Origin of the sequence: uncultured Dechloromonas sp., from assembly GCF_945957265.1 — a bacterium.
Classification (GTDB): Bacteria; Pseudomonadota; Gammaproteobacteria; order Burkholderiales; family Rhodocyclaceae; genus Azonexus.
Window position 1 is genome coordinate 1 of the sequence record NZ_CAMFKO010000002.1, and the last position, 22,827, is coordinate 22,827.

General features: G+C 61.4%; 25 protein-coding genes. 22 read left to right on the forward strand and 3 right to left on the reverse strand.

Annotation, left to right across the window (positions count from 1 at the left end):
• The first annotated feature begins 100 nt into the window (after positions 1 to 100).
• The 11 genes from Q0P59_RS01250 to Q0P59_RS01300 all read left to right on the forward strand — a co-directional run bounded on the left by Q0P59_RS01250 (position 101) and on the right by Q0P59_RS01300 (position 8,840).
• A complete protein-coding gene (locus Q0P59_RS01250; RefSeq protein WP_295002657.1) occupies positions 101 to 853 on the forward strand; it encodes an ABC transporter permease in 753 nt (250 codons plus the stop codon).
• Between the two features lie 5 nt (positions 854 to 858).
• Entirely contained in the window at positions 859 to 1,101 is a 243-nt protein-coding gene (locus tag Q0P59_RS01255; protein ID WP_295002659.1) for a BolA family protein, read from the forward strand.
• Positions 1,094 to 2,347, forward strand: a complete 1,254-nt coding sequence (gene murA, locus Q0P59_RS01260) for a UDP-N-acetylglucosamine 1-carboxyvinyltransferase (RefSeq protein WP_295002661.1) — start codon at positions 1,094 to 1,096, stop codon at positions 2,345 to 2,347. Before Q0P59_RS01255 ends, murA begins: the two co-directional genes overlap by 8 nt.
• Positions 2,348 to 2,570: 223 nt before the next feature.
• Positions 2,571 to 2,777, forward strand: coding sequence for a cold-shock protein (locus tag Q0P59_RS01265; protein ID WP_295002663.1), 207 nt, complete (start codon positions 2,571 to 2,573; stop codon positions 2,775 to 2,777).
• 121 nt (positions 2,778 to 2,898) lie between these two features.
• Entirely contained in the window at positions 2,899 to 3,921 is a 1,023-nt protein-coding gene (locus tag Q0P59_RS01270) for a DctP family TRAP transporter solute-binding subunit (RefSeq protein ID WP_295002665.1), read from the forward strand.
• Positions 3,922 to 3,988: 67 nt separating this feature from the next.
• Positions 3,989 to 4,471: a TRAP transporter small permease gene (locus Q0P59_RS01275; protein ID WP_295002667.1), complete on the forward strand. Its 483-nt coding sequence runs from the start codon at positions 3,989 to 3,991 to the stop codon at positions 4,469 to 4,471.
• On the forward strand, positions 4,471 to 5,751 hold the full coding sequence (locus Q0P59_RS01280; protein WP_295002669.1) for a TRAP transporter large permease: 1,281 nt from the start codon (positions 4,471 to 4,473) through the stop codon (positions 5,749 to 5,751). The genes Q0P59_RS01275 and Q0P59_RS01280 overlap by 1 nt, the downstream gene beginning before the upstream one ends.
• A 46-nt stretch (positions 5,752 to 5,797) precedes the next feature.
• Entirely contained in the window at positions 5,798 to 6,442 is a 645-nt protein-coding gene (hisG, locus tag Q0P59_RS01285) for an ATP phosphoribosyltransferase (protein ID WP_295002671.1), read from the forward strand.
• 4 nt (positions 6,443 to 6,446) lie between these two features.
• On the forward strand, positions 6,447 to 7,748 hold the full coding sequence (hisD, locus tag Q0P59_RS01290) for a histidinol dehydrogenase (protein ID WP_295002673.1): 1,302 nt from the start codon (positions 6,447 to 6,449) through the stop codon (positions 7,746 to 7,748).
• Between the two features lie 13 nt (positions 7,749 to 7,761).
• Complete coding sequence (locus tag Q0P59_RS01295; protein ID WP_295002675.1) at positions 7,762 to 8,325, forward strand: chromate transporter; 564 nt, start codon at positions 7,762 to 7,764, stop codon at positions 8,323 to 8,325.
• Entirely contained in the window at positions 8,322 to 8,840 is a 519-nt protein-coding gene (locus Q0P59_RS01300; RefSeq protein WP_295002677.1) for a chromate transporter, read from the forward strand. The genes Q0P59_RS01295 and Q0P59_RS01300 overlap by 4 nt, the downstream gene beginning before the upstream one ends.
• On the opposite strand, the gene Q0P59_RS01305 is transcribed toward Q0P59_RS01300, so the two are convergent.
• On the reverse strand, positions 8,796 to 9,320 hold the full coding sequence (locus Q0P59_RS01305) for an Rrf2 family transcriptional regulator (RefSeq protein ID WP_295002679.1): 525 nt from the start codon (positions 9,318 to 9,320) through the stop codon (positions 8,796 to 8,798). The two genes, Q0P59_RS01300 and Q0P59_RS01305, sit on opposite strands and share 45 nt — an antisense overlap.
• Positions 9,321 to 9,467: 147 nt before the next feature.
• On the opposite strand from Q0P59_RS01305, the gene ccoG reads away from it, so the two are divergent.
• Entirely contained in the window at positions 9,468 to 10,874 is a 1,407-nt protein-coding gene (ccoG, locus tag Q0P59_RS01310; protein ID WP_295002681.1) for a cytochrome c oxidase accessory protein CcoG, read from the forward strand.
• Between the two features lie 20 nt (positions 10,875 to 10,894).
• Here the strand turns inward: ccoG and Q0P59_RS01315 are convergent, their stop codons facing one another.
• Both Q0P59_RS01315 and hisC read right to left on the reverse strand, forming a co-directional pair.
• Positions 10,895 to 11,104 (reverse strand): hypothetical protein, encoded by a 210-nt coding sequence (locus tag Q0P59_RS01315; protein ID WP_295002683.1) that lies wholly within the window; start codon positions 11,102 to 11,104, stop codon positions 10,895 to 10,897.
• Between the two features lie 5 nt (positions 11,105 to 11,109).
• Positions 11,110 to 12,180 (reverse strand): histidinol-phosphate transaminase, encoded by a 1,071-nt coding sequence (gene hisC / locus Q0P59_RS01320; protein ID WP_295002685.1) that lies wholly within the window; start codon positions 12,178 to 12,180, stop codon positions 11,110 to 11,112.
• Positions 12,181 to 12,257: 77 nt separating this feature from the next.
• Here hisC and hisB point away from each other — a divergent pair, with 77 nt between their 5' ends.
• From hisB to Q0P59_RS01370, 10 genes are all read left to right on the forward strand, one after another.
• A complete protein-coding gene (gene hisB, locus Q0P59_RS01325; protein WP_295002687.1) occupies positions 12,258 to 12,845 on the forward strand; it encodes an imidazoleglycerol-phosphate dehydratase HisB in 588 nt (195 codons plus the stop codon).
• Positions 12,842 to 13,498, forward strand: a complete 657-nt coding sequence (gene hisH, locus Q0P59_RS01330) for an imidazole glycerol phosphate synthase subunit HisH (protein WP_295002688.1) — start codon at positions 12,842 to 12,844, stop codon at positions 13,496 to 13,498. The genes hisB and hisH overlap by 4 nt, the downstream gene beginning before the upstream one ends.
• A 34-nt stretch (positions 13,499 to 13,532) precedes the next feature.
• Entirely contained in the window at positions 13,533 to 14,285 is a 753-nt protein-coding gene (gene hisA, locus Q0P59_RS01335) for a 1-(5-phosphoribosyl)-5-[(5-phosphoribosylamino)methylideneamino]imidazole-4-carboxamide isomerase (protein WP_295002690.1), read from the forward strand.
• Positions 14,282 to 15,043, forward strand: coding sequence for an imidazole glycerol phosphate synthase subunit HisF (gene hisF, locus Q0P59_RS01340; protein WP_366090145.1), 762 nt, complete (start codon positions 14,282 to 14,284; stop codon positions 15,041 to 15,043). Before hisA ends, hisF begins: the two co-directional genes overlap by 4 nt.
• A complete protein-coding gene (gene hisI / locus Q0P59_RS01345) occupies positions 15,040 to 15,441 on the forward strand; it encodes a phosphoribosyl-AMP cyclohydrolase (RefSeq protein WP_295002694.1) in 402 nt (133 codons plus the stop codon). The genes hisF and hisI overlap by 4 nt, the downstream gene beginning before the upstream one ends.
• A gap of 458 nt (positions 15,442 to 15,899) precedes the next feature.
• Positions 15,900 to 16,706 carry a PEP-CTERM sorting domain-containing protein gene (locus tag Q0P59_RS01350; protein WP_295002696.1) on the forward strand — a complete coding sequence of 269 codons (807 nt, stop codon included), beginning with the start codon at positions 15,900 to 15,902 and terminating at the stop codon, positions 16,704 to 16,706.
• A gap of 470 nt (positions 16,707 to 17,176) precedes the next feature.
• Positions 17,177 to 18,700, forward strand: a complete 1,524-nt coding sequence (locus Q0P59_RS01355) for an MraY family glycosyltransferase (RefSeq protein WP_295002698.1) — start codon at positions 17,177 to 17,179, stop codon at positions 18,698 to 18,700.
• A 34-nt stretch (positions 18,701 to 18,734) separates the two neighbouring features.
• The gene (locus Q0P59_RS01360) at positions 18,735 to 19,175 is read left to right on the forward strand and encodes a low molecular weight protein-tyrosine-phosphatase (RefSeq protein WP_295002701.1); all 441 of its coding nucleotides are present in this window, start codon (positions 18,735 to 18,737) and stop codon (positions 19,173 to 19,175) included.
• A gap of 84 nt (positions 19,176 to 19,259) precedes the next feature.
• Positions 19,260 to 20,435, forward strand: a complete 1,176-nt coding sequence (locus Q0P59_RS01365; RefSeq protein WP_295002703.1) for a polysaccharide biosynthesis/export family protein — start codon at positions 19,260 to 19,262, stop codon at positions 20,433 to 20,435.
• Between the two features lie 95 nt (positions 20,436 to 20,530).
• Positions 20,531 to 22,771 (forward strand): polysaccharide biosynthesis tyrosine autokinase, encoded by a 2,241-nt coding sequence (locus tag Q0P59_RS01370; RefSeq protein ID WP_295002705.1) that lies wholly within the window; start codon positions 20,531 to 20,533, stop codon positions 22,769 to 22,771.
• The last annotated feature ends 56 nt before the right edge of the window (positions 22,772 to 22,827 follow it).

Genomic DNA, 22,827 nt, shown 5'->3' on the forward strand with positions numbered 1-22,827 from the left:
CCCGAGACCAACACCCTGCATATCGTCGGCAGCGTCAGATGTGTATAAGAGACAGCCCGGGAGCGTCGCTGGAAGAGGTGTTCGTCAGGACGCTGCAGTCGTGATCGGCTTTCTGACCCTGCTCGAAAAGGAATTCCTGCGCTTCTGGAAGGTGGCTTTCCAGACGGTTGCCGCGCCGGTGTTGACGGCGCTGCTCTACCTGCTGATCTTCGGTCATGTCCTCGACGATCACGTCACGGTGCACGGCGTGCGCTACACCAGCTTCCTGATTCCCGGCCTGGTCATGATGCAGGTGTTGCAGAACGCCTTCGCCAATTCGTCGTCCAGCCTGATTCAGGCCAAGATCACCGGCTCCATCGTCTTCGTGCTGCTGCCGCCGATTCCCTACGGGGCCTTTTTCGCCGCCTATGTCCTGGCCGCCGTCTTGCGCGGCCTGATGGTCGGCTTGGGCGTTCTGCTGGCGACCGTCTGGTTTGTCGAGCTGAAGGTGGTGGCGCCGCTCTGGATTGTTGTTTTTTCGATGCTCGGCGGCGCCCTGTTCGGCGCGCTCGGCATGATTGCCGGCATCTGGTCCGAAAAGTTCGACCAGCTGGCCTCCTTCCAGAATTTCCTGATCATGCCGCTGACCATGTTGTCCGGCGTTTTCTATTCGATTTACACCTTGCCTGCATTTTGGCAGGGCGTGTCGCATTACAATCCTGTTTTTTACATGATCGACGGCTTCAGATATGGCTTTTTCGGCGTCTCGGATGTGGCGCCTGAAACCAGTCTGCTGGTCGTCGTTGCCTGCTTCGCTGCCGTGTCCTGGGGGACGCTGGGCTTGCTGAAGCGAGGCTGGAAGCTTAGAGCCTGAGTCACATGCACCCCGAACATATCAAGCAACTGATCCTGGCCGGCATGGCCTGCGATTTTCTCGAACTGGACGGCGACGGCCAGCATTTCCAGGCCATCGTCGTGAGTAGCGAATTCATCGGCAAGAGCCGCGTACAGCGCCAGCAGCGCGTCTATGAAACCCTGCGGGAAAAGCTGGCGACCGGCGAGTTGCACGCCTTGTCCTTCAAAACCCTCACCCCGGAAGAATGGAGCGCCCAGCGTGGATAAGTTGTTGATTGAAGGGGGCAAAGTGCTCTCCGGCGAAGTGGCCATGTCCGGCGCCAAGAATGCGGCGCTGCCCATCCTGTGCGCCTCGTTGCTCACCGCCGAACCGGTGCATTTCACCAACGTGCCGCACCTGAACGACATCTCGACCATGCTGCGCCTGCTCGGCGACATGGGTGTCGGCGTCACCATGGACGGCGTGGATGGCCTGGTGCTCAACGGCGGCGGCCTGAACAATCCGGTCGCCTCGTACGAAATGGTCAAGACCATGCGCGCCTCCATCCTTGTGCTCGGCCCGCTGGTCGCCCGCGGCGGCGAGGCTCGCGTCTCGCTGCCCGGCGGTTGTGCCATCGGCGCCCGGCCGGTGGATCAGCACATCAAGGGCCTGCAGGCCATGGGCGCCGAGGTCAAGGTCGAACAGGGCTACGTCCATGCCAAGGCGACCCGCCTGAAGGGCGCGCGCATCTGTACCGACATGGTCACCGTGACCGGTACCGAGAACCTGATGATGGCCGCCTGTCTGGCCGAGGGTGAGACGATCATCGAGAACGCCGCTCGCGAGCCGGAAGTGGTCGATCTGGCCAACTGCCTGATTTCCATGGGCGCCCGCATTTCCGGCGCCGGCACCGACGTCATTCGCATCCAGGGTGTGGACAAGCTGCACGGCGCGACGCACGCCATCATGCCGGACCGCATCGAAACCGGCACCTACCTGTGCGCCGCGGCGGTAACTGGCGGAGATATCCGCCTGCTGAAAACCTCGGCCGCCTATCTGGATACCGTTGTCGACAAGCTGATGGATGCCGGTTGCGACATCACCGTCGAGCGCGATGCCATCCACCTGGTCGCCCCGAAGCGGCTCAAGGCGGTCAGCCTGCGCACGGCGCCGTACCCGGCCTTCCCGACCGACATGCAGGCCCAGTTCATGGCCATCAATTGCGTGGCCGATGGGGTGGCGACCATCCGCGAAACCATCTTCGAAAACCGCTTCATGCACGTCAACGAGCTGATGCGCCTGGGTGCCAATATCCAGATCGAAGGCAACAATGCCATCGTGCGCGGCGTCGAGCGACTGGAGGGGGCGACCGTGATGGCGACCGACCTGCGCGCCTCGGCATCGCTGGTCATCGCGGCATTGGTGGCGGACGGCGAAACCCTGATCGACCGTATCTACCATCTGGATCGCGGTTACGAACGGATCGAGGAAAAGCTGGCCAAACTGGGTGCCTCCGTCAAGCGGGTGCATTGATCGTCGGGGGGGGCTGCCGGGCGTTGTTTCGTTGCTGAAACTTTACTTGCCAGGCGTCCCGTCAACGAAAAGTGAAAAAAATGCTTGGCGTATTCGAAATGCTGCTCCATACTCTCCAACTCGGGATTTCCAGGCAGTGTGTTGTTCCTGCACCGTAATCGGTTTGTCAGCTCCTCGGTCTTGGCTCTCGTAATTTTTTCAATCTTTTCCAAGGAAGCTACAAATGGCAACTGGTACCGTCAAGTGGTTCAACGACGCTAAGGGTTTTGGTTTCATCTCTCCGGACGGCGGCGGTGAAGACCTCTTCGCTCACTTCTCCGCAATTCAAGGCAACGGTTTCAAGACCCTGGTCGAAAACCAGAAGGTCACCTTCGACATCGTTACCGGCCCGAAGGGCAAGCAAGCCGCGAACATCAACAAGGCCGACTAAGTCGCCCTGTTGATCGCGAAAAGCCCGGCTTGCCGGGCTTTTTTGCGTTTACGCCCGGTTGCGCATGGCATGGGCAGCGGCCATAATCGATTCTTTGCCCCATAAGAACGAGGAGACATCGATGTTGCGCAGAACCTTCATCGCCGCTGCCGTGGCCACAGCCATGTTTGGCGCCGCCGCCGTCCAGGCGCAGACCTATCGCGCCGAATACCGTCTGTCGACCACGCTGGGTACGGCTTTCACCTGGGGGCAGGCCGGCGAACGCTGGGTCGAACTGGTCAAGGAAAAGACGCAAGGGCGCATCAACATCAAGCTCTACTCCGGCAACTCGCTGGTCGGCGGCGAACAGACGCGCGAATTCACCGCCATCCGCCAGGGTGTGATCGACATGTCCATCGGCTCGACCATCAACTGGTCACCGCAGATCAAGGAACTCAATCTCTTTTCACTGCCTTTCCTGATGCCCGATTACAAGGCGATCGACGCGCTGACCCAGGGCGAAGTGGGCAAGGATCTGTTCGCCGTGCTGGAAAAGCGCGGTGACGTGATTCCGCTGGCCTGGGGGGAGAACGGTTTCCGTGAGATGTCCAACTCCAAGCGTCCGATCGCCTCGCCGGCCGACATGAAGGGCATGAAGTTCCGCGTCGTCGGGTCGCCGCTGTACAACGAGACCTTCTCGGCGCTGGGCGCCAACCCGACCCAGATGAGCTGGGCCGATGCCCAGCCGGCCCTGGCTTCCGGGGCGGTCGACGGCCAGGAAAATCCGCTGTCGGTTTTCGTCGCCGCCAAGTTGCCGACGGTCGGCCAGAAATACCTGACCCTGTGGCATTACGTCGCCGATCCGCTGATTTTCGTGGTCAACAAGCAGGTCTGGAACAGCTGGACGCCGGCCGACCGCGAGGCAGTGCGCCAGGCCGCGCTGCAGGCCGGTCGCGAGAACGTCGACAAGGCACGCAAGGGGATTGCCGGCAACGACAACGCCGTGCTGAAGCAGATCGAGGCTGCCGGCGTGACCGTCACCCAACTGACGCCGGCCCAGCGCGACGCTTTCGTTCAGGCCACCCGTCCGGTGTACGACAAGTGGGCCAAGACCATCGGCGCCGATCTGGTCAAGAAGGCCGAAGCGGCCATCGCCAAGCGCTGAGCCTGTCCTTGTCCCGCCGCGCCGACCACGGGTTGGCGCGGCGTTTTCGTTTTTCTAGAAGTGATCCATGTCTGAATCCGACAAGGCCGCCCCAGGCGGCAAGCTGACGCTGGGTGCCATCGAGCGTTTCCTGATGGCCGCCTCGATGGGCGTGCTGTGCCTGCTGACCATGGCCAATGTGCTGGTCCGCTACTTCACCGATATTTCCTTCGCTTTCACCGAGGAAATTTCCGTGGCGCTGCTGGTGGTCATGACCCTGGTTGGCGCATCGCACGCCTTCGCCAGCAACCACCATATCGCCATCAGCTTCTTCGTCGATCGCAAGCCGGCCCTGCACGGTGCCGCCCGTCGCCTCGCAACGCTCTGTTCGCTGATCATGTTCGGCCTGCTCGCCTGGTACGGTGTGCTGATGGCCTGGGACGACTACAGTTTCGAAGTGACCTCGCCGTCGCTCGGCGTGCCGCAATGGTGGTACACCGTCTGGCTGCCGCTGCTCTCCGTTCTTATCGTGCTGCGCCTGCTGGCGGTGCTGTGGCGAGGGGGCAAGTGATGGACTGGATACTCTTCGGCATTTTCATCGTTCTGATGTTTTCCGGTGTGCCGCTGGCCGTGGCCATGGGCTTGGCCGGCGTGGCGGTGGTGGCGATCGCCGACTTCGGCATGCTGTCGCTGCCGACCAACGTCTATACCGGCATCGCCAAGTATCCGCTGATGGCCATCCCGGTCTTCGTCATTGCCGGCCTGATTTTCGAAAAAGCCGGCGTGGCGGCCACCATCGTCCGCTTCGCGTCGGCGCTGGTCGGCCAGCGCCGGGGCAGCCTGGCCATCGTCGCCATCCTGGTGGCGATGATCCTGGGCGGCATTTCCGGCTCCGGGCCGGCCGATTCGGCGGCGGTCGGCGCGGTGATGCTGCCGTCGATGCTCAAGGCCGGCTATCCGCGCTCCTTTACGGCCGGCGTCATCGCCGCTGCCGGTTCGACGGATATCCTGATCCCGCCGTCCATCGCCTTCGTGATCTACAGCCTGCTCGTGCCGCAGGCCTCGGTGCCGGCGCTGTTCGCGGCCGGCATGATTCCCGGCATCCTGTCCGGCCTGACGCTGATCCTGGTCGCCTGGTGGCTGTCGGTGAAGCATGGCTTCGAGGCGGATGTGCAGGAAAAGCGCCCGCTGTTCTGGAAAAGCCTGAAAGAGGCCGGCTGGGGCCTGGCGGCGCCGGTCATCATTCTCGGCGGCATGCGCAGCGGCCTGTTCACGCCGACCGAGGCGGCAGTCGTCGCGGTGTTCTACGGTGTGCTGGTCGGTACGGTGATCTACCGCACGCTGAACTGGAAGGACATCTACAACGTCCTCGTCGAATCGGCCGAGATTTCCTCGGTGATCCTGACCGTCGTCGCGCTGGCCAGCGTCTTCGCCTGGGCGAGCAACACGCTGGGTACCTTCGACCATCTGGCGGCGGCCCTGCTCGGCACCGGGCTGTCGGAAATTCCGATGCTGCTCAGCATCCAGTTGCTGTTGCTGATCGCCGGCATGTTCCTCGATGCCATCTCGATCTATTTCATCTTCCTGCCGCTGCTGGTGCCCATCGCCATGCACTTCAACTGGGATCTGGTGTGGTTCGGCGTGATCATCACGATGAACATGGCCCTCGGTCAGTTCCACCCGCCGCTCGGCGTGAACCTGATGGTGACCTGCCGGATGGCCGGCGTGTCGATGGAATCGACCGTGCCCTGGGTGCTATGGATGGTGGCGGCGATGGCCGGAACGATGTTCCTGGTGACTTTTGTGCCCGATCTGGCCCTCTGGTTGCCGCGTCACCTCGGGTATCTGTAAGGGGCTCTGCTAAAATGGCGCTTTCGCCTATTTAGCAAGCCTGCCCGTGACGACCATCACCATCGCCCTGTCCAAGGGCCGCATTTTCGACGAAACCCTGCCGCTGCTCGCGGCCGCAGGGATCGTGCCGACCGAGAACCCGGAAACCTCCCGCAAGTTGATCATCGAGACCAATCAGCCGAACGTGCGGGTGGTCATCGTCCGCGCCACCGATGTGCCGACCTATGTCCAGTACGGTGCCGCCGACATCGGCGTGGCCGGCAAGGACGTGCTGATCGAGCATGGCGGCGAGGGGCTCTACGCGCCGCTCGACCTGAATATCGCCAAGTGCCGGATGATGGTCGCCATTCCCGAGGGCTTCGATTACGACAATGCCGTGCGCCAGGGCGCTCGCCTCAAGGTGGCCTCGAAATACACCAAGACGGCGCGCGAACATTTTGCCGCCAAGGGTGTCCATATCGACCTGATCAAGCTCTACGGCTCGATGGAGCTGGCGCCGCTGGCCGGCCTGGCCGATGCCATCGTCGACCTGGTGTCGACCGGCGGCACGCTGAAGGCCAACAAGCTGGTCGCCTGCGAGCACATCATGGACATTTCGTCGCGCCTGGTCGTCAATCAGGCCTCGCTGAAGGTCAAGCGCGAAACCCTGCAACCGATTATCGACGCCTTTGCCCAGGCGGTGGAGAAGTAACATCATGGTGGCTATCAAGCGTCTTTCCACGGTCGATGCCGATTTCAAGGCGAAAATGGATGCGCTGCTCGCCTTCGAGGCGGCGGCCGACGAGAACATCGAACGCACCGTTGCCGGCATCCTGGCCGACGTCAAGACGCGCGGCGATGCGGCCGTCGTCGAGTACACCAACAAGTTCGACCGCCTGACCGCCGCTTCGATGGCCGATCTGGAGCTCTCCAGGGAGGAAATGCAGAAGGCCCTCGACGGCCTGCCGGCCGAGCGCCGCGCCGCCCTCGAAGCCGCTGCCGGCCGCATCAAGGCCTACCACGAGCGCCAGCGCATGGAAGGCTGGTCCTACACCGAAGCCGACGGCACCATGCTCGGCCAGATGATCACCCCGCTCGATCGCGTCGGCCTCTACGTGCCGGGCGGCAAGGCGGCCTACCCGTCGTCGGTGCTGATGAACGCCATTCCGGCCAAGGTCGCCGGCGTCGGGGAACTGATCATGGTCGTCCCGACCCCGGGCGGCGAGCACAACCAGTTGGTCCTGGCAGCAGCCTGCCTGGCCGGCGTCGACCGGGTATTCACCATGGGCGGCGCCCAGGCCGTCGGCGCGCTGGCCTACGGCACGCAGACCGTGCCGCAGGTGGACAAGATCGTCGGTCCGGGCAACGCCTATGTCGCCACGGCCAAGCGCCGGGTGTTCGGCATCGTCGGCATCGATATGGTCGCCGGCCCGTCGGAAATTCTCGTCGTCTCGGACGGCTCGGGCAACCCGGACTGGGTGGCGATGGACCTCTTCTCGCAGGCCGAGCACGATGAACTGGCGCAGTCCATCCTGATCTGTACCGACGCCGCTTTCATCGAGCAGGTGCAGACCAGCGTCGAAAAACTGCTGCCGACCATGCCGCGCCGCGAAGTGATCGAGACCTCGCTGACCAACCGTGGCGCCTTCATCCTGGTGCGCGATCTGGCCGAGGCGGTGGCGATCGCCAACCGCGTCGCGCCGGAACACCTCGAACTGGCGCTGGCCGATCCCGACCCGTGGGTCGCCCAGATTCACCATGCCGGCGCCATCTTCATCGGCCACTACACCTCTGAATCGCTCGGCGACTACTGTGCCGGCCCGAACCACGTGCTGCCGACTTCCGGTTCCGCCCGCTTCTCGTCGCCGCTCGGCGTCTACGACTTCCAGAAGCGGACCAGCCTGATCAAGGTGTCGCAGGACGGTGCCCAGACGCTGGGCCGCATCGCCTCGACGCTGGCGCAGGGTGAAGGCCTGCCGGCGCATGCCAAGTCGGCGGAATTCCGCCTGGAAAATTGAGCCGGAAACGACCTTGAGCCTAGCCAGCCAGAAACCGCAAAACCGCCCGGACCTCCGGGCGCTTTTTTTGGGATTTTCGTCGGTCGGTCTTTCCGGTTTCGGCGGCGTACTGCCTTTTGCCCGGCGCATGCTGGTCGAGGAGCGGCGCTGGATGACGGCCGAGGAATTCAACGCCCAGCTTGGTCTGTGCCAGTTCCTGCCCGGGCCGAACGTCATCAATCTGGCGGTGGTCGTCGGCAAGCGCTACCAGGGCCTGCCGGGCGCCATCGTGGCGCCGGTCGGCCTGCTCGGTGGGCCCTTCCTGATCGTGCTGGTGCTCGCCATGCTCTACGACGCCTACGGCAGTTTGCCGCTGGCGCAGGGCATGTTGCGCGGCATCGCCGCCGTCGGCTGCGGCCTGCTGTTCGCGATGGCCTGGCGGATGGCGATGGCGATCAAGGACAAGGCGGCCTTCCTGCCCTTCACGATCCTGGTCGTCGCCGCCATCGCGTGGCTGCGCTGGCCGATGCCGCTGGTCATGCTCGGCGGCTTGCTGCTCTCCGGTGGGGTGGCCTACTGGAAACTGGGCCGGCGATGATCGCCCTGCAGCTTTTCCTCGAATTCGCCTTGCTCTCCGGCGTCGCTTTCGGCGGCGCCACGGCCCTGTTGCCGGAAATGCACCGCGTCGTGGTCGACAATCACCACTGGCTGGACGATGCGACCTTTACCCATCTCTATGCCATCGCCCAGGCGGCGCCGGGGCCGAACGTGCTGGTCGTGACGCTGATTGGTTGGGAGATTGCCGGTCTGGCCGGGGCGCTGGCGGCGACGACGGCCATGTGCCTGCCGATGAGCGTCCTCATCTACCAGCTCATCGACCGTTGGGAAAGCTTCGCCGGCAAGCGCTGGCAGAAGGCGATCAGCATTGGCGTGGCGCCGCTGGCGGTCGGCCTGATCTTTTCGGGGGCGACGCTGATCGCCCAGGCGGCAGCCTTCGGTTGGGCGGCGTGGCTGATCGTCGGGGCGACGGTCTTCGTCAATCTGAAGACCAGGCTGCATCCGCTCTGGCTAATTGTCCTGGGCGGGGCGATCGGCCTGTCGGGTTGGGTCTGAGCGATCCGGACGATCCGCCGGGCCCTTGGGCAGGCGGCCCGGCGGGGTGCCGAGCCGCATCAGCGCGGCGAGCTCCTGGTCGTTGCCGGTCAGGTCGGCGAGCGTGTAGGCGTCGAGAGCCTCGAACAAGCCGTCGAAAGCCTGGGCAAGTATGCGATTCAGGCGACAGGCCGGGGCAATGCGACAGCCGTTTTTGTTTGCGGAGAAGCACTCGACGATGGGTGCGTCGCCTTCGCTGGCGCGGATGACGCCACCCAGCCGGATTTCGTCCGGCCGACGTGCCAGCTTGATGCCGCCGCCCTTGCCGCGAACCGATTCGACGAGCCCGCTCCTGGACAACTGATGCACGACCTTCATCAGGTGGTTCTGCGAAACGCCATAGGCGGTGGCGAGTTCCGAGATGGTTGCCAGGCGGTCCCTGGCGACGGCCAGATACATCAGTACGCGTAGCGTGTAGTCGGTAAAGGTGCTCAGGTGCATAAGGTGTCATCCGCGCCGAGCGGACTACATTTCATTTCTGGCGTTGTTTGCTTTTAAGATGTATAAAATATACATCTTCACGTGGCGTTTCATGATACGCCATTGGCAGTCTATCCCGACTCAATACGGACATACCAACCCCAGACGATGTCAGAGAACAAGCCCAGCAAGAGAGTGATCGAGATAAAGCCCGTGCTCGATGTCGATGCGAAAGTCTATCCACGGTCGATCACGGGGTATTTCCAGCGTTGGCGCTGGGTCATGGTCGGGCTCACCCAGCTCGTTTTCTACGGCTTGTGCTGGCTGCCCTGGAACGGCCGGCAGGCGGTCCTGTTCGATCTCGACGCCCGCCGCTTTTATCTGTTCGATTTCGTTCTGTGGCCGCAGGACACTATCTACCTGGCCATCCTGCTGGCGCTTTCTGCACTGGCGCTGTTCCTGTTCACGGCCGTCGCCGGGCGCCTGTGGTGCGGATATACCTGTCCGCAAACGGTCTATACCGAGATATTCCTGTGGCTGGAGCGCCTGGTGGAAGGCGACCGTCCCAAGCGGATCAAGCTCGACGCCGCTCCCTGGTCGCCGCGCAAGCTGGCGATCAAGAGCGCCAAGCACGGGCTGTGGCTGGCCCTGGCGTTGTGGACCGGCCTGACTTTCGTCGGCTATTTCACCCCCATCCGCGAGTTGCTGGCGGGGGTGGGCAACTTCTCCCTCGGTCCCTGGGAAATCTTCTGGGTATTCTTCTACGGTGCCGCCACCTACGGAAATGCCGGGTTCCTGAGGGAGCACATGTGCAAGTACATCTGTCCCTACGCCCAGTTCCAGTTCGTGATGTTCGACCGCGACACGCTGAACATTACCTATGACAAGGAGCGCGGCGACCCGCGCGGCGGGCGGGCGAAAGGAGCGGACCCGCGCTCGGTGGGGCTGGGCGACTGCATCGATTGCAGCATTTGCGTCCAGGTCTGCCCGACCGGCATCGATATCCGCGATGGCTTGCAACTCGAATGTATCGGCTGCGCGGCTTGCGTCGACGCCTGCGATCAGGTCATGGACAAGATGGGTTATCCGCGGGGACTGATTCGTTATTCAACCGAGAATGCGGTGCTCAACAAGGCAACGCGGGGCGAGATAATCCGCCGTGCCTTCCGCCCCCGGGTGCTCATCTATCTGGCCATATTCCTGTCGGTATCCCTTGCCACGGCCTGGTCGCTGGCCACCAAGGTGCCGCTCAAGGTGTCGGTGATCCGCGACCGGGCCGCCATGTCGCGGGAGGCGGCGGACGGCAGCATCGAGAACAGCTATACCCTGCAGCTGACCAATGCCAGCGAGCAGACGCGCCGCTACCGCATTTCCGTTGACGGCCTGCCTGGCCTGCGCATTGCCGACGAGCAGGAGGTATCTGTGCCTGCTGCGGCCATTGGCGAAGCGGCGCTGGTGCTGTCGCTGGAGCAGGGCGCCGTCGGTGCTGGAGCGCACAACATTCGCATCCGGGTCGAGGATGTGGCCGACCCCGCCGTGGCGGCTACCGAGTCGGCCAGGTTCTGGATGCCCTAGCGTCGCCTGTCCGGCAGGCCCTAGCGATCCTGTCGGTAGGGGTTCTCGAGGCCGGTGATCAGGTCCTGAAAGACGGCCCTGATCTGGTTTTCGTCGCACTCCATCAGCAACGCGTCCTCGAAGGCGTCCTGCGCCATCTGGCGCAGTTCTTCGAGGTTTTCGCGCAGGACCTTGATCTTCTCGGTGCAGGCGACGATGCTGCCGTCGGGGCGTTTCCAGACGGTTTCCATGGGCATCAGCCGAGAATGCCGCGCAACCCGGCGACCAGCGCCTGGCATTCGGCATCGGTGCCGACGGTGATGCGCAGGAACTGCTCGATGCGCGGCAGCTTGAAGTGGCGGACGATGATGCTGCGTTCGCGCAGCGCCCTGGCCAGTTCGGCCGCGTCGCGCTGCGGATGGCGGACGAAGATGAAATTGGCCGCCGACGGCAGCACCTCGAAGCCGAGGCCGGCCAGGTCGGCTGACAGCGTGTCGCGGGTCGCGATCACGGCCCGGCAGCACTGCTCGAAGTGGGCGGTGTCATCCATGGCCGCGACCGCGCCGACGATGGCCAGGCGGTCCAGCGGATAGGAGTTGAAGCTGTTCTTGACCCGTTCCAGCCCCTCGATCAGGGCCGGGTGGCCGACCGCGAAGCCGACACGCAGGCCGGCCAGCGAGCGCGACTTGGACAGCGTATGGACGACCAGCAGGTTGTCGTAGCGGTCGACCAGCTTGATGGCCGATTCGCCGCCGAAATCGACATAGGCTTCGTCGACGACGATGGCCGAATCCGGGTTGGCCTTGGCGATCCGTTCGATGGCGTCGAGCGCGAGCAGGCGGCCGGTCGGCGCATTGGGATTGGGGAAAATGATGCCGCCGTTCGGCTTGCCCACGTAGTCGGCCGGATCGATGGAAAAATCGTCGGCCAGTGGCACGCTTTGGTAGTCGACCCCGTACAGCCCGCAATACACCGGATAGAAGCTGTAGGTGATGTCCGGGAACAGGATGGGCGCGTCGTGCTTGAGCAGGGCCATGAAGATGTGGGCCAGCACCTCGTCCGAGCCGTTGCCGACGAAGACCTGCTGCGCCGAAACGCCGTGGTGGCGGGCGATGGCCGCCTTGAGCAGGTCGGCGTTCGGGTCCGGGTAGAGGCGCAGGCGCGCCGCGTCGCCGTCGAGTTCCGCCTGAATCGCGGCCAGCGCCTTGGGCGAGGGCGGATAGGGGTTCTCGTTGGTGTTCAGCTTGATCAGGTTGGCGATCTTGGGCTGTTCGCCCGGGACGTAGGGGGTGAGGTCGTTAACGACCTGGCTCCAGAAGCGGCTCATGGGAATTCACGGAAAGCGGAAAATCAGGCCGAAATGGTATCATGCCCTTCCGATTCAACGTTTTGCAGCCAACCGTCATGCGGCAAGCCGAAGTTACCCGTAATACCCTCGAGACGCAGATCACCGTGCGCCTCAACCTCGATGGCACCGGCCAGGGCAAATTCGCCACCGGTGTGCCTTTCCTCGACCACATGCTCGACCAGATCGCCCGTCATGGCCTGATCGACCTCGACATCGACGCCAAGGGCGATCTGCACATCGACGCCCACCATACCGTCGAGGACATCGGCATCACCTTCGGCCAGGCGCTGGCCAAGGCCTGGGGCGACAAGAAGGGCCTGACCCGCTACGGCCACAGCTACGTGCCGCTCGATGAAGCGCTGTCGCGCGTCGTGATCGACCTTTCCGGCCGCCCCGGCCTGGAGCTCAACGTCGATTTCACGCGGGCGATGATCGGCCAGTTCGATGTCGATCTGTTCAGCGAATTCTTCCACGGTCTGGTCAATCATGCCGGCATGACGCTGCACATCGACAACCTGCGCGGCAAGAACGCCCATCACCAGGCCGAGACCATCTTCAAGGCCTTCGGTCGCGCCCTGCGCATGGCGGTGACGCCCGATCCGCGCATGGCCGGCACCATGCCGTCCACGAAAGGCACCCTGTGAGCGTTGGCAGCAAGGGCGACGGCGCCATCGCCGTCATCGACTACGGCATGGGCAACCTGCGTTCCGTGTCGAAGGCGCTGGAGCATGTCTCCGGCGGCAAGCCGGTCGTCGTCACGGCCGACCCGGCCGTGGTGGCGGCTGCCGAACGCGTCGTCTTCCCCGGCCAGGGGGCGATGCCGGACTGCATGGCCGAACTCGACGCGCGCGGCCTGCGCGCCGCCGTCCTGCAGGCCGCCAAGGAAAAACCTTTCCTCGGCATCTGCGTCGGCGAGCAGATGCTGTTCCAGCGTAGCGACGAAGGCAATGTGCCGGCGCTCGGCGTCTTCGCCGGCAATGTCGTCCGTTTCCCGGATGAAAAAATGTTCCTGCCCACCGGCGAGCGCCTGAAAGTGCCGCACATGGGCTGGAACGAGGTGCACCAGGTGTCGCATGCCCTGTGGCATGGCATCGCCGATGGTGCCCGCTTCTATTTCGTGCACAGCTATTTCGTGCAGCCCGCCGATGCGGCGCTGGTGACCGGCACTTGCGAGTATGGCGTCCCCTTTACCTGTGCGGTGGGGCGGGATAATATCTTCGCGGTTCAATTCCACCCCGAGAAAAGCGCCCGCGACGGTTTGCAGTTGCTGAAGAACTTTGTCGAGTGGCACCCCTGATTCGCTTTCGTCGAATTTATTCTCCTAGACTCCCATGCTGATTATTCCTGCGATTGACCTCAAGGACGGCCAGTGCGTCCGTTTGAAACAGGGCCTGATGGAACAGGCCACCGTTTTTTCCGAAAGCCCTGCCGAGCAGGCGCGGCACTGGTTGAACCAGGGCGCGCGCCGCCTGCATCTGGTCGATCTGAACGGCGCCTTCGCCGGCAAACCGAAGAACGCGGCGGCGATCAAGGCCATCCTGGCCGAGGTCGGTGACGAAATCCCGGTCCAGCTCGGTGGCGGCATCCGCGACCTCGACACCATCGAGGCCTGCCTCGATGGCGGTTTGTCCTACGTCATCATCGGCACCGCGGCGGTCAAGAACCCAGGCTTCCTGCACGACGCCTGCGTCGCCTTCCCCGGCCACATCATCGTCGGCCTCGATGCCAAGGACGGCAAGGTGGCGACCGATGGCTGGTCCAAGCTGACCGGCCACGACGTGGTCGATCTGGGTAAGAAATACGAGGATTACGGCGTCGAGTCGATCATCTACACCGATATCGGCCGCGACGGCATGCTGTCCGGCATCAATATCGAAGCCACCGTGCGCCTGGCGCAGGCGCTGAGCATTCCGGTCATCGCTTCCGGCGGCCTGTCCAATCTCGACGATATCAAGGCGCTGTGCGCCGTCGAGGGCGAGGGCGTGGTCGGCACCATTGCCGGTCGTGCCATCTACGACGGCTCCCTCGACTTCGCCGCGGCCCAGAAACTGGCCGACGAATTGCTGCCCAAAGCGGGCGCCTGATGCTCGCCAAGCGCATCATTCCCTGTCTCGACGTCACGGCCGGTCGTGTCGTCAAAGGCACCAATTTCGTCGGCCTGCGCGATGCCGGCGATCCGATCGAGATCGCTCGCCGCTACAACGAGCAGGGGGCCGACGAGGTGACCTTCCTCGATATCACGGCTTCAAGCGACCAGCGCGACATCATCCTGCACATCGTCGAAGCCTGCGCCGAGCAGGTCTTCATTCCGCTGACCGTCGGCGGCGGCGTGCGCAAGGTCGAGGACGTCCGTCGCCTGCTCAATGCCGGGGCCGACAAGGTGTCGATGAACACGGCCGCGGTGCAGAATCCGGACCTGGTGTTCGACGCGTCGAGCAAGGTCGGCTCGCAGTGCATCGTCGTCGCCATCGACGCCAAGCAGGTGGCGCCGGGCAAATGGCACGTGTTTACGCACGGCGGCCGCAACGATACCGGCCTCGATGCCATCGAATGGGCGAAAAAGGTCGAGGCGCTGGGCGCCGGCGAAATCCTGCTCACCAGCATGGACCGTGACGGCACCAAGAACGGTTTCGATCTGCCGCTGACCCGTGGCGTGTCCGATGCGGTCAAGATCCCGGTCATCGCCTCCGGCGGCGTCGGCAACCTGCAGCACCTGGCCGACGGCGTCTCCGAAGGTCGCGCCGACGCCGTGCTCGCCGCCTCTATCTTCCACTTCGGCGAATACACCGTGCGCCAGGCCAAGGAATACATGGCAACGCGCGGGATCGAAGTCCGCCTGTGAGCGATCTCGACAATTCCCTCGACTGGCTGACTGCCCTCAAGTGGGACGCCGACGGCATGATTCCCGCCATCGCGCAGGACCAGAACGGGCGGGTCGTGATGTTCGCCTACATGAACCGCGAGTCGCTGCAGGAAACGATAGCCTGCGGCAACGCGGTATACTGGTCGCGTTCAAGGAAGCGTCTGTGGCGCAAGGGCGAGGAATCGGGTCACTTCCAGAAGATTCTCTCCATTCGAACTGACTGCGATGGCGATGTCCTGTTGCTCCGTATTGAGCAGGTCGGCGGCATAGCCTGTCATACCGGCCGTGAAAGTTGCTTCTTCAATGAGCTCAGCGGCAAGCGCTGGGTTCCGGTCGATCCGGTTCTAAAAGATCCCAAAGATATTTACACGGCCTGATCGGTCGTGTGTTGCCGATACCCGACGGCTGAAAAGTATCGAGTATTGCGTAGGGCTGAATCAGCCATTCCTTTGTTTGTGCGCTAAGCCGAACTTTTTCTGACGCGATCAGTTTCGTGTCCGGCCGTATCTCGGCCGATTCCTGTCCCCGAAGAGCGACATCATTGCCGCTGAATTGGCGTGGCTAATTGTTCGCACACGTCGACTTGTCATTCATTAGCGCAATGTTTTCAAATTAAGCAATTGACAATCCATTGTCATATTCGTAATGGGTGTCGATATTCTTTACATGGTTTTTAAAAATTGCTTTGTCATTTATTGTTTCTTCTGAAAGTACAGGGAACTAGGCGAAGTGGACCAGTTATTGCTACAGAAATGCGGCTACTGTTTGGCATGTTGATATTGAATTGTCGCATCGCCATGCATTGAAATTTGCTTGTTTTTTAGGGGTATTGGATATGAAGAAGATTGCTCTTGCGCTCGGAGTCGCAGCTACGCTGGGTGCGGCCAGCGCTCACGCCGGATACACCACCAGCTTCGCCGGCCTGAATGGCAGGTTCGTCATCGATCAGTTCGGTGTGGACCAGCCTGGTGCCAGCCTGACGCTGCCGGACGCTGATCAGCGTTTCCGCATCAGTCTTACCAATCTGAATGGCGCCGTCAGCATCCAGGTGCCGACGGCTGGTACCTACAGCGCCCAGGCCATGCCGGGCTTTGCGGGTGGTATCGACTACAACGGCGTGCCGGGCTTCGACTTGGGCGTGACGTATCCGCAGGGTGCAGGCCTGGGTACGGGCTATATCAGCGTCACCAATACCAGCACCAGACTGATCAACATGAACTTCAACGGGGTGAATGCAACCACCCTGTTGCTCGATGGTGTCGCCCAGACCTTGGATTACACCGGTCACCTTACGCTGAGTGGCTTTGGTGCCACCACCTTTTTTGCCAGCCTGTTTGGCCTGAATGGCTTCCTGACCGGGCCGGTATCCGGTTCAGTTGATGTGGCCTACACCGTCCGCCAGGATGCGCTGGAGGTTTTCATTGATGAAACCAATCTTGTTGGCACCAAGTTCGAAAACATCTTCCTGGCCCTCGACAATGGCGTGATTCCGGGGGCTCCCGCTGATCCGCTGAAGAATGCTCGGATCGATGGTGTCTTCGCAGTTAACGGCAGCATCAATGTTCCGGAGCCCGGCTCTCTCGCACTGTTGGGTCTGGGGCTTGCTACGTGCTTGACTTTGCGCCGCCGCAAGGCTGTATGACTCGACGATAAGATGCAAAAAAAAGCGGCGAAAGCCGCTTTTTTTATGTCTGCAATACATGACGTATTTGTGTAAAGAATATGTCTTTGAATTCAACATTGGTTGTTGTGTTGCATTGCAGTAAATTTTAACTGTCTTGAACCGTGCGTTGAGTGCTTTGTTGTATAACCAAAGTTATATCATGTTGGTTATAAACACATAAAATTCATGGCCTCGTCTTTTTCATATGCGTTCCGGGTTGTTACAATGTTGTGCACTTGCAGTGTCGGAATCCTTTCCATGTTCAGAGCAAGGCCGAAATATTCAAAAGACATTTCCATATAAATTAAATTGTTATGAATTTGGCATGAATATTGCACCTATGGGAGTGTTTGGGGAGGTGCGTAAATGGGGTCCAGAGAAACTCCAAATGCATAAATAGTGTTTCTTTCGAAGAAACAATTCTGTCAAATGGATTGTTGGGGACGATCATGTCGTTGAGCCTGTTTTTTGTCGTTTGTCTCATTGTGTCTGGCCTGGTTATTCGGATCGGGATGGCGCTCATGGCACGTTTCGGGGTTCTCGATCATCCTGGCGGGCACAAGCAGCACGATGCGAGTACGCCGTTCGTTGGCGGTTTTGGTATCGTTGTCGTGATGTTTGCCGTATTGGCTGTGGGGGAGGGGTTGTTTCCCGAGTTGTCAGCCTTGCCCTTGCGCGTGGTCGTGCTTGGTGCTGCAGTCCTTTTCGTGACGGGTTTTGCCGACGACATCTGGCATCTCTCTTTCAAGGTCCGGTTTGTCATCCAGGCGCTGGTTGCTGTGGCGATGGTGCTTCTGGGCGATGTGGGGCTGTCCTCGCTCGGTGAGTTGGTGCCTGGGTTATCCGCCGATTTGGGTGCGCTCGCCATCCCGTTCACCATCTTTGCCACGGTTGGTCTGATCAATGCCCTCAACATGATCGACGGCATCGATGGCCTTTCCGGTTCGCTGTCATTTAGCAGCATGGCGGGTGTTGCCATGATTGCGGTAACCTCCGGCCAGATGGGCTACCTGACGATGGCTGTGGCCCTCATGGGCGGCCTGGCCGGCTTCCTCTATTTCAACCTGCGCTACCCAGGCAACCTCAAGGCTCGCGTCTTCATGGGCGACAACGGCAGCATGCTGCTCGGCTTTGTCTTTGCATGGATGCTGATCGGCCTATCTCAAGGCGAGCAAGCGGCCATGGCGCCGGTCACCGCCCTGTGGCTGTTTGGCGTTCCGCTGCTCGATACGGTGAGCGTCATGCTGCGCCGCGTCTGGCTGGGCAAGTCGCCATTTCATGCCGACCGCCACCACCTCCACCACCTCTTCCTGCGGGCCGGTTTCCGGGTGAGCGATACGGTCCGCATGGTCATTCTGGTTCAGGTCTTGCTGGTAGTCATTGGGCTGGCCGGAGAGTATTTCAATGTTCCCGAATACCTGATGTTCGGTGCCTTCCTGATGGTGTTTGCCAGCTACTTCTACGTCATATTCCGGCCTTGGCGGGTCGTTCCCAACCTGTCTCGTCTTAACGCCTGGCTGGGTCTGCCCTCGGTTGCGGCACGCGGGGTGTTTGTTGGTTATTTCACCGAAGCCGAGGCCAAGCGGGTTCTGGGCAACGTTATCGAAGATCTGGGGCGGCGATTCGAATATCGCCTCAGCCTGCATACGGTCGACAACAAAGCATTGGGGGGCAGCAACGTATTTGCCCTGGTGGAGCTTGATGAAGACGTCAATGAAGTCACGGTAGGCGCCACCAAGGCATTGATGGTGCAGATCAAGGAGCATCTCAGCTACCTGCCGAAAGCCCAGGTCCGCCTCTTCATGCATCGCAATGGCGACAACGATCGTCGTGCCGACCCGCGTCGTCAGAAGGGCGAGGCACCCAAATATTGCATCCGCGGCGGCGAGCGTCGCTCTTCCCAAGGCAGCGCCGTCTTTTACGAGGTCGAGTTGAGCGTGTCAAAGAAAGATGCTGATGCCGTCCGGGTGTAGAATTCAGCCTCTTGGTATTTGAAAAATAACGGTTTTGTTTAAAAGTATTCTCACTGTCTGCACAGGAAATATATGCCGTAGTCCCGCTGCGGAATATTTCCTGAGAGATCGCCTCGCACGGCGAGAAGCTTGGCAGGGTGTTGTTCAATCGGCCGGGGTGGCTGCGCTGGACGGGCGCGCGGCAGATGAGACTACGCAGGCGCTGATGCTGGAGCGGGGCATCGACCTTGGCGGTCATCGGGGCAGGCAGTTGACAGTCGATATCCTGCGCAAGGTCGATCTCGTGCTGGTCATGGAAAAGTACCATCGCGACGCCCTGCTCGATATCGATCCGGCAGCAAGGGGCAAAACCTTCCTGCTGGGGCACTGGATGAACATGGAAATCGCCGACCCGTACCGGCGAGGTCGTGAAGCGCATGGCGAATCACTGCGCCTGATCGATATGGCAATCGAATCCTGGCTGGGCAAACTGTAAGCGCAGTAGAGCCCGGCTGTAATGAAAATGGGTAGGCGGTCCAAACGGCCTACAGGAAAGAAATTTGGGAGTTCTGGAATGAAGATGTCTGATATTCGACCCATGGCCCTGCGCGCCGTCATGACCGCCCTAGTTGTCTGCGGCATGACTGCCTGTGCCATCTCGCCGGGTAATCCCAGTTACTCCAGTCGCGATCAGTCGGACAACAAAATCCCGGTCAAGAAAGGCGACGAAGTCGTGCCGGAAAACGTCAAGGTTCGGCAGATCAACTCCGAGCTGATCATCGACATGTACAAATCGGCCCGTCCCTTCCGAGAAGTCGGCGTCGGCGCCAGCAAGGAAACCGCAAAGGCCACCCCGGTCGACCCGGCAGCCAAGGTCGGCGACTACAAGCTCGGCCCCGGCGACATCATCACCATCATCGTTTGGGACCACCCCGAACTGACCACGCCGGCCGGTAGCTTCCGTACCGCCGAGCAGGCTGGCACTGTCGTTTCCGAAGACGGCACCATCTTCTACCCCTACGCCGGCGTGCTCAAGGTGGCCGGCAGGACCACCCGCGAAGTCCGCGACGCCCTGGCCGCCAAGCTCGCCAAGTTCATCGAAAAGGTCCAACTCGACGTGCGCGTGGCCGTCTATCGCAGCAAGCGGGTTTACGTCGTCGGTGAAGTGAATAGACCTGGCAACCAGGAAATTACCGACATCCCCATGACCGTGCTCGAAGCCGTCAACCGGGCCGGTGGCTTCTCGACCGAGGCAGACTTCAGCCGCGTGCTGCTCACCCGCAAGGGCTCCACTTACCGCGTCGACATCCAGGCCATGTACGAAGAGGGCGCCACCGAACAAAACGCGATGCTCGAACCCGGCGACATCGTCAACGTGCTCGACCGCAGCTACAACAAGATATTTGTGCTCGGTGAAGTGCTCAAGCCCGGTTCCATGCTCATGAACAAAAAGCGCTCCACCCTGGCTGAAGCCCTGGGCGACGCCGGTTACATCAACCAGGAAAAAGCCAGCCCGCGCTGGATCTACGTCATGCGCAGCGACGACGACACCCCGGAACTCTTCCACCTCGACGGCCGTTCGCCGGATGCCATGTTGCTGGCCGACCGCTTCCCGCTCAAGCCGCGCGACATCGTCTATGTGGATGCCTCCGACCTCATTCGCTGGAACCGCGTCATCAGCAACATCCTGCCCACCTCGCAGATGCTCAACCTGACCAGCGGCACCAAGTACCCGTTGTTCGGCGGGCGGCAATAAATCCGCCTGACACAAGGCCGGCGCACACTTACCACATCACCTACCGGCAAACGCCATCCGCAAGGGTGGCGTTTGCTTGCAACATCGGATAACGCATGGAACAAGAGCAACTCAAACCTGTAGCCACCTCGCCAGCCATGGCCTCGCCCGGTACCCCGCAAATCCAGTTGGAAGAAGACGAAGAAGGCATCTCCATCGGCGAAATCATCGCCACCGTCATGGAATACCGCTGGCTCATCACCAGCATTACCCTGGCCGCCGTGGTTCTTGGCCTGGCCTATATCTTCGTTGCCAAACCGGTCTATCGCGCAGACGGCTTGCTGCAGATCGAGGAAAAGCACGCGGGTGGAGCGCTCAAGGCGCTGGAGCCCCTGATGGGTGACGACACCACTGTCGCCGCAGAGATGGAAATCCTCACCTCGCGCATGGTCCTCGGCCGTGTCGTTGAAAAGCTCAAGCTCGATATCGTTGTAGCCCCCAAGACATTCCCCCTGTTTGGTAGCGCCATCGCCCGCCGCCATACGGATGCCGAACCGGCAGGCGCCTTCCTCGGCCTTTCACGCTATGCATGGGGTGGCGAGCAGGTTCAGGTCGATTCGCTCGATGTGCCGCGCGATTATCTCGACGAAGCACTCCTCCTCGTTGCCGGTGACAACGGCGCCTACACCATCATCAATGACGACGACCAGACGGTGTTGGAAGGCAGTGCCGGCACGCGCGCCAGCAAGCAAGGCTTTTCCGCCTTCGTCTCCCAACTCAAGGCCCGCCCGGGAACACGCTTCAACCTGATGAAGTGTTCCATGGAAATGACCCTCACCGACCTGCGCAAGCAATATGTGGTCAAGGAGAGAGGCAAGAAATCAGGCGTTCTCGAACTTAGCTACCAAGGCTTCAAGCCAGAGCAGATCGGCCTTGTTCTCGACGAAATCCTCAACGCCTACGTCCGCCAGAACGTCGAGCGCCGCTCCGCCGAGGCCGAAAACACCCTCAAGTTCCTCGAAACCCAGTTGCCCGCCCTCAAGACACAAGTCGACACCGCCGAGGCCGCCTACAACAACTACCGCCAGAGTCGTGGCTCCCTCGACCTCAGCCTCGAAACCCAGGGCGTTCTCAAATCCGTCGTCGAAATCGAAGACGCTGCGCTGAAGCTCAAGCAGGAGCGTGAAGAGCTGCGCCAGCGCTTCACCGCTGAGCACCCCACCGTTCAGGCCGTAGACAACAAGCTCGCCCGCCTCAATGAGCGCCGCAAGCAATTCGAAGGCGAAGTCTCCAAGCTGCCGGACACCCAGCAAACCGTACTGCGCCTGGCGCGCGACGTCGAAGTCTCCACCAAGCTCTACACCGAGCTACTCAATACCGCCCAGCAACTCAAGGTCTCCAAGGCCGGCACCGTCGGCGACGTGCGCGTCATCGACAGCGCCATCGTCTCGCGCACTCCCGTTGGCCTGAAACCCGCAGCAGTGGTGGTCATTGCTGTCGTCATGGGTATCCTCATCGGTCTGATCGTTATCTGGATCATGCGTGCGATACGCGTTGTCGTCGAAGATCCGGAAATCATCGAAGCAAAACTGGGCCTGCCGGTATACGCCACCGTGCCACATAGCAAGGCCCAAATAGCGCTGGCAAGGGCTCCCAAGGCCGGGCCGGGCCATAGCCAGCTACTTGCCGTAATCCAACCGGAAGACGATGCAATCGAAAGCCTGCGCAGCCTGCGCACAACACTGCACTTCGCTTTGCTTGACGCCCAGCACAATTCCCTGCTGATCACCGGCTCCAGCCCCGGCCTGGGCAAGAGCTTCATTTCGAAAAATCTCGGCGTCGTGCTGGCACAAACCGAGAAACGCATCGTCATCGTCGATGCCGACTTGCGCCGGGGGCATATACACAAGGAGTTCGGCCTGCTGCGCGAAATTGGCGTATCGGAATACGTTGCCAGTCATGCCTCCCTGGCCGATATCGTCAAACCGACCGCCGTGCCCAATCTATCGATCATCACCACCGGGCGCATTCCCCCAAACCCGTCCGAATTGCTCATGCATTTGCGCTTTGAAGCGCTCCTCGCCGAGCTCGGCCGCCTGTTCGATACCGTCATCATCGACAGCCCGCCAATCCTGGCGGTATCCGACGCGGCCATCATCGGTCGCCATGCCGGAGCCACATTGATCGTGGCGCGGGCCGGCAAGCATCCGATCCGCGAGCTGGATCAAGCCGTCAAACGCCTCAACCACAGCGGCGTTGCGGTCAAGGGCTTCGTGTTCAATGACCTTGATACCGATCGGCAACGTTATCGCTATGGCTATAAAGGCTACGTCTATCGCTACTCGTACAAGCAGTAGCAAGGTGAGGCGAGAGTAGGAGCACCTTTTTCGCTATTCGCTTATCGCGTCGAACT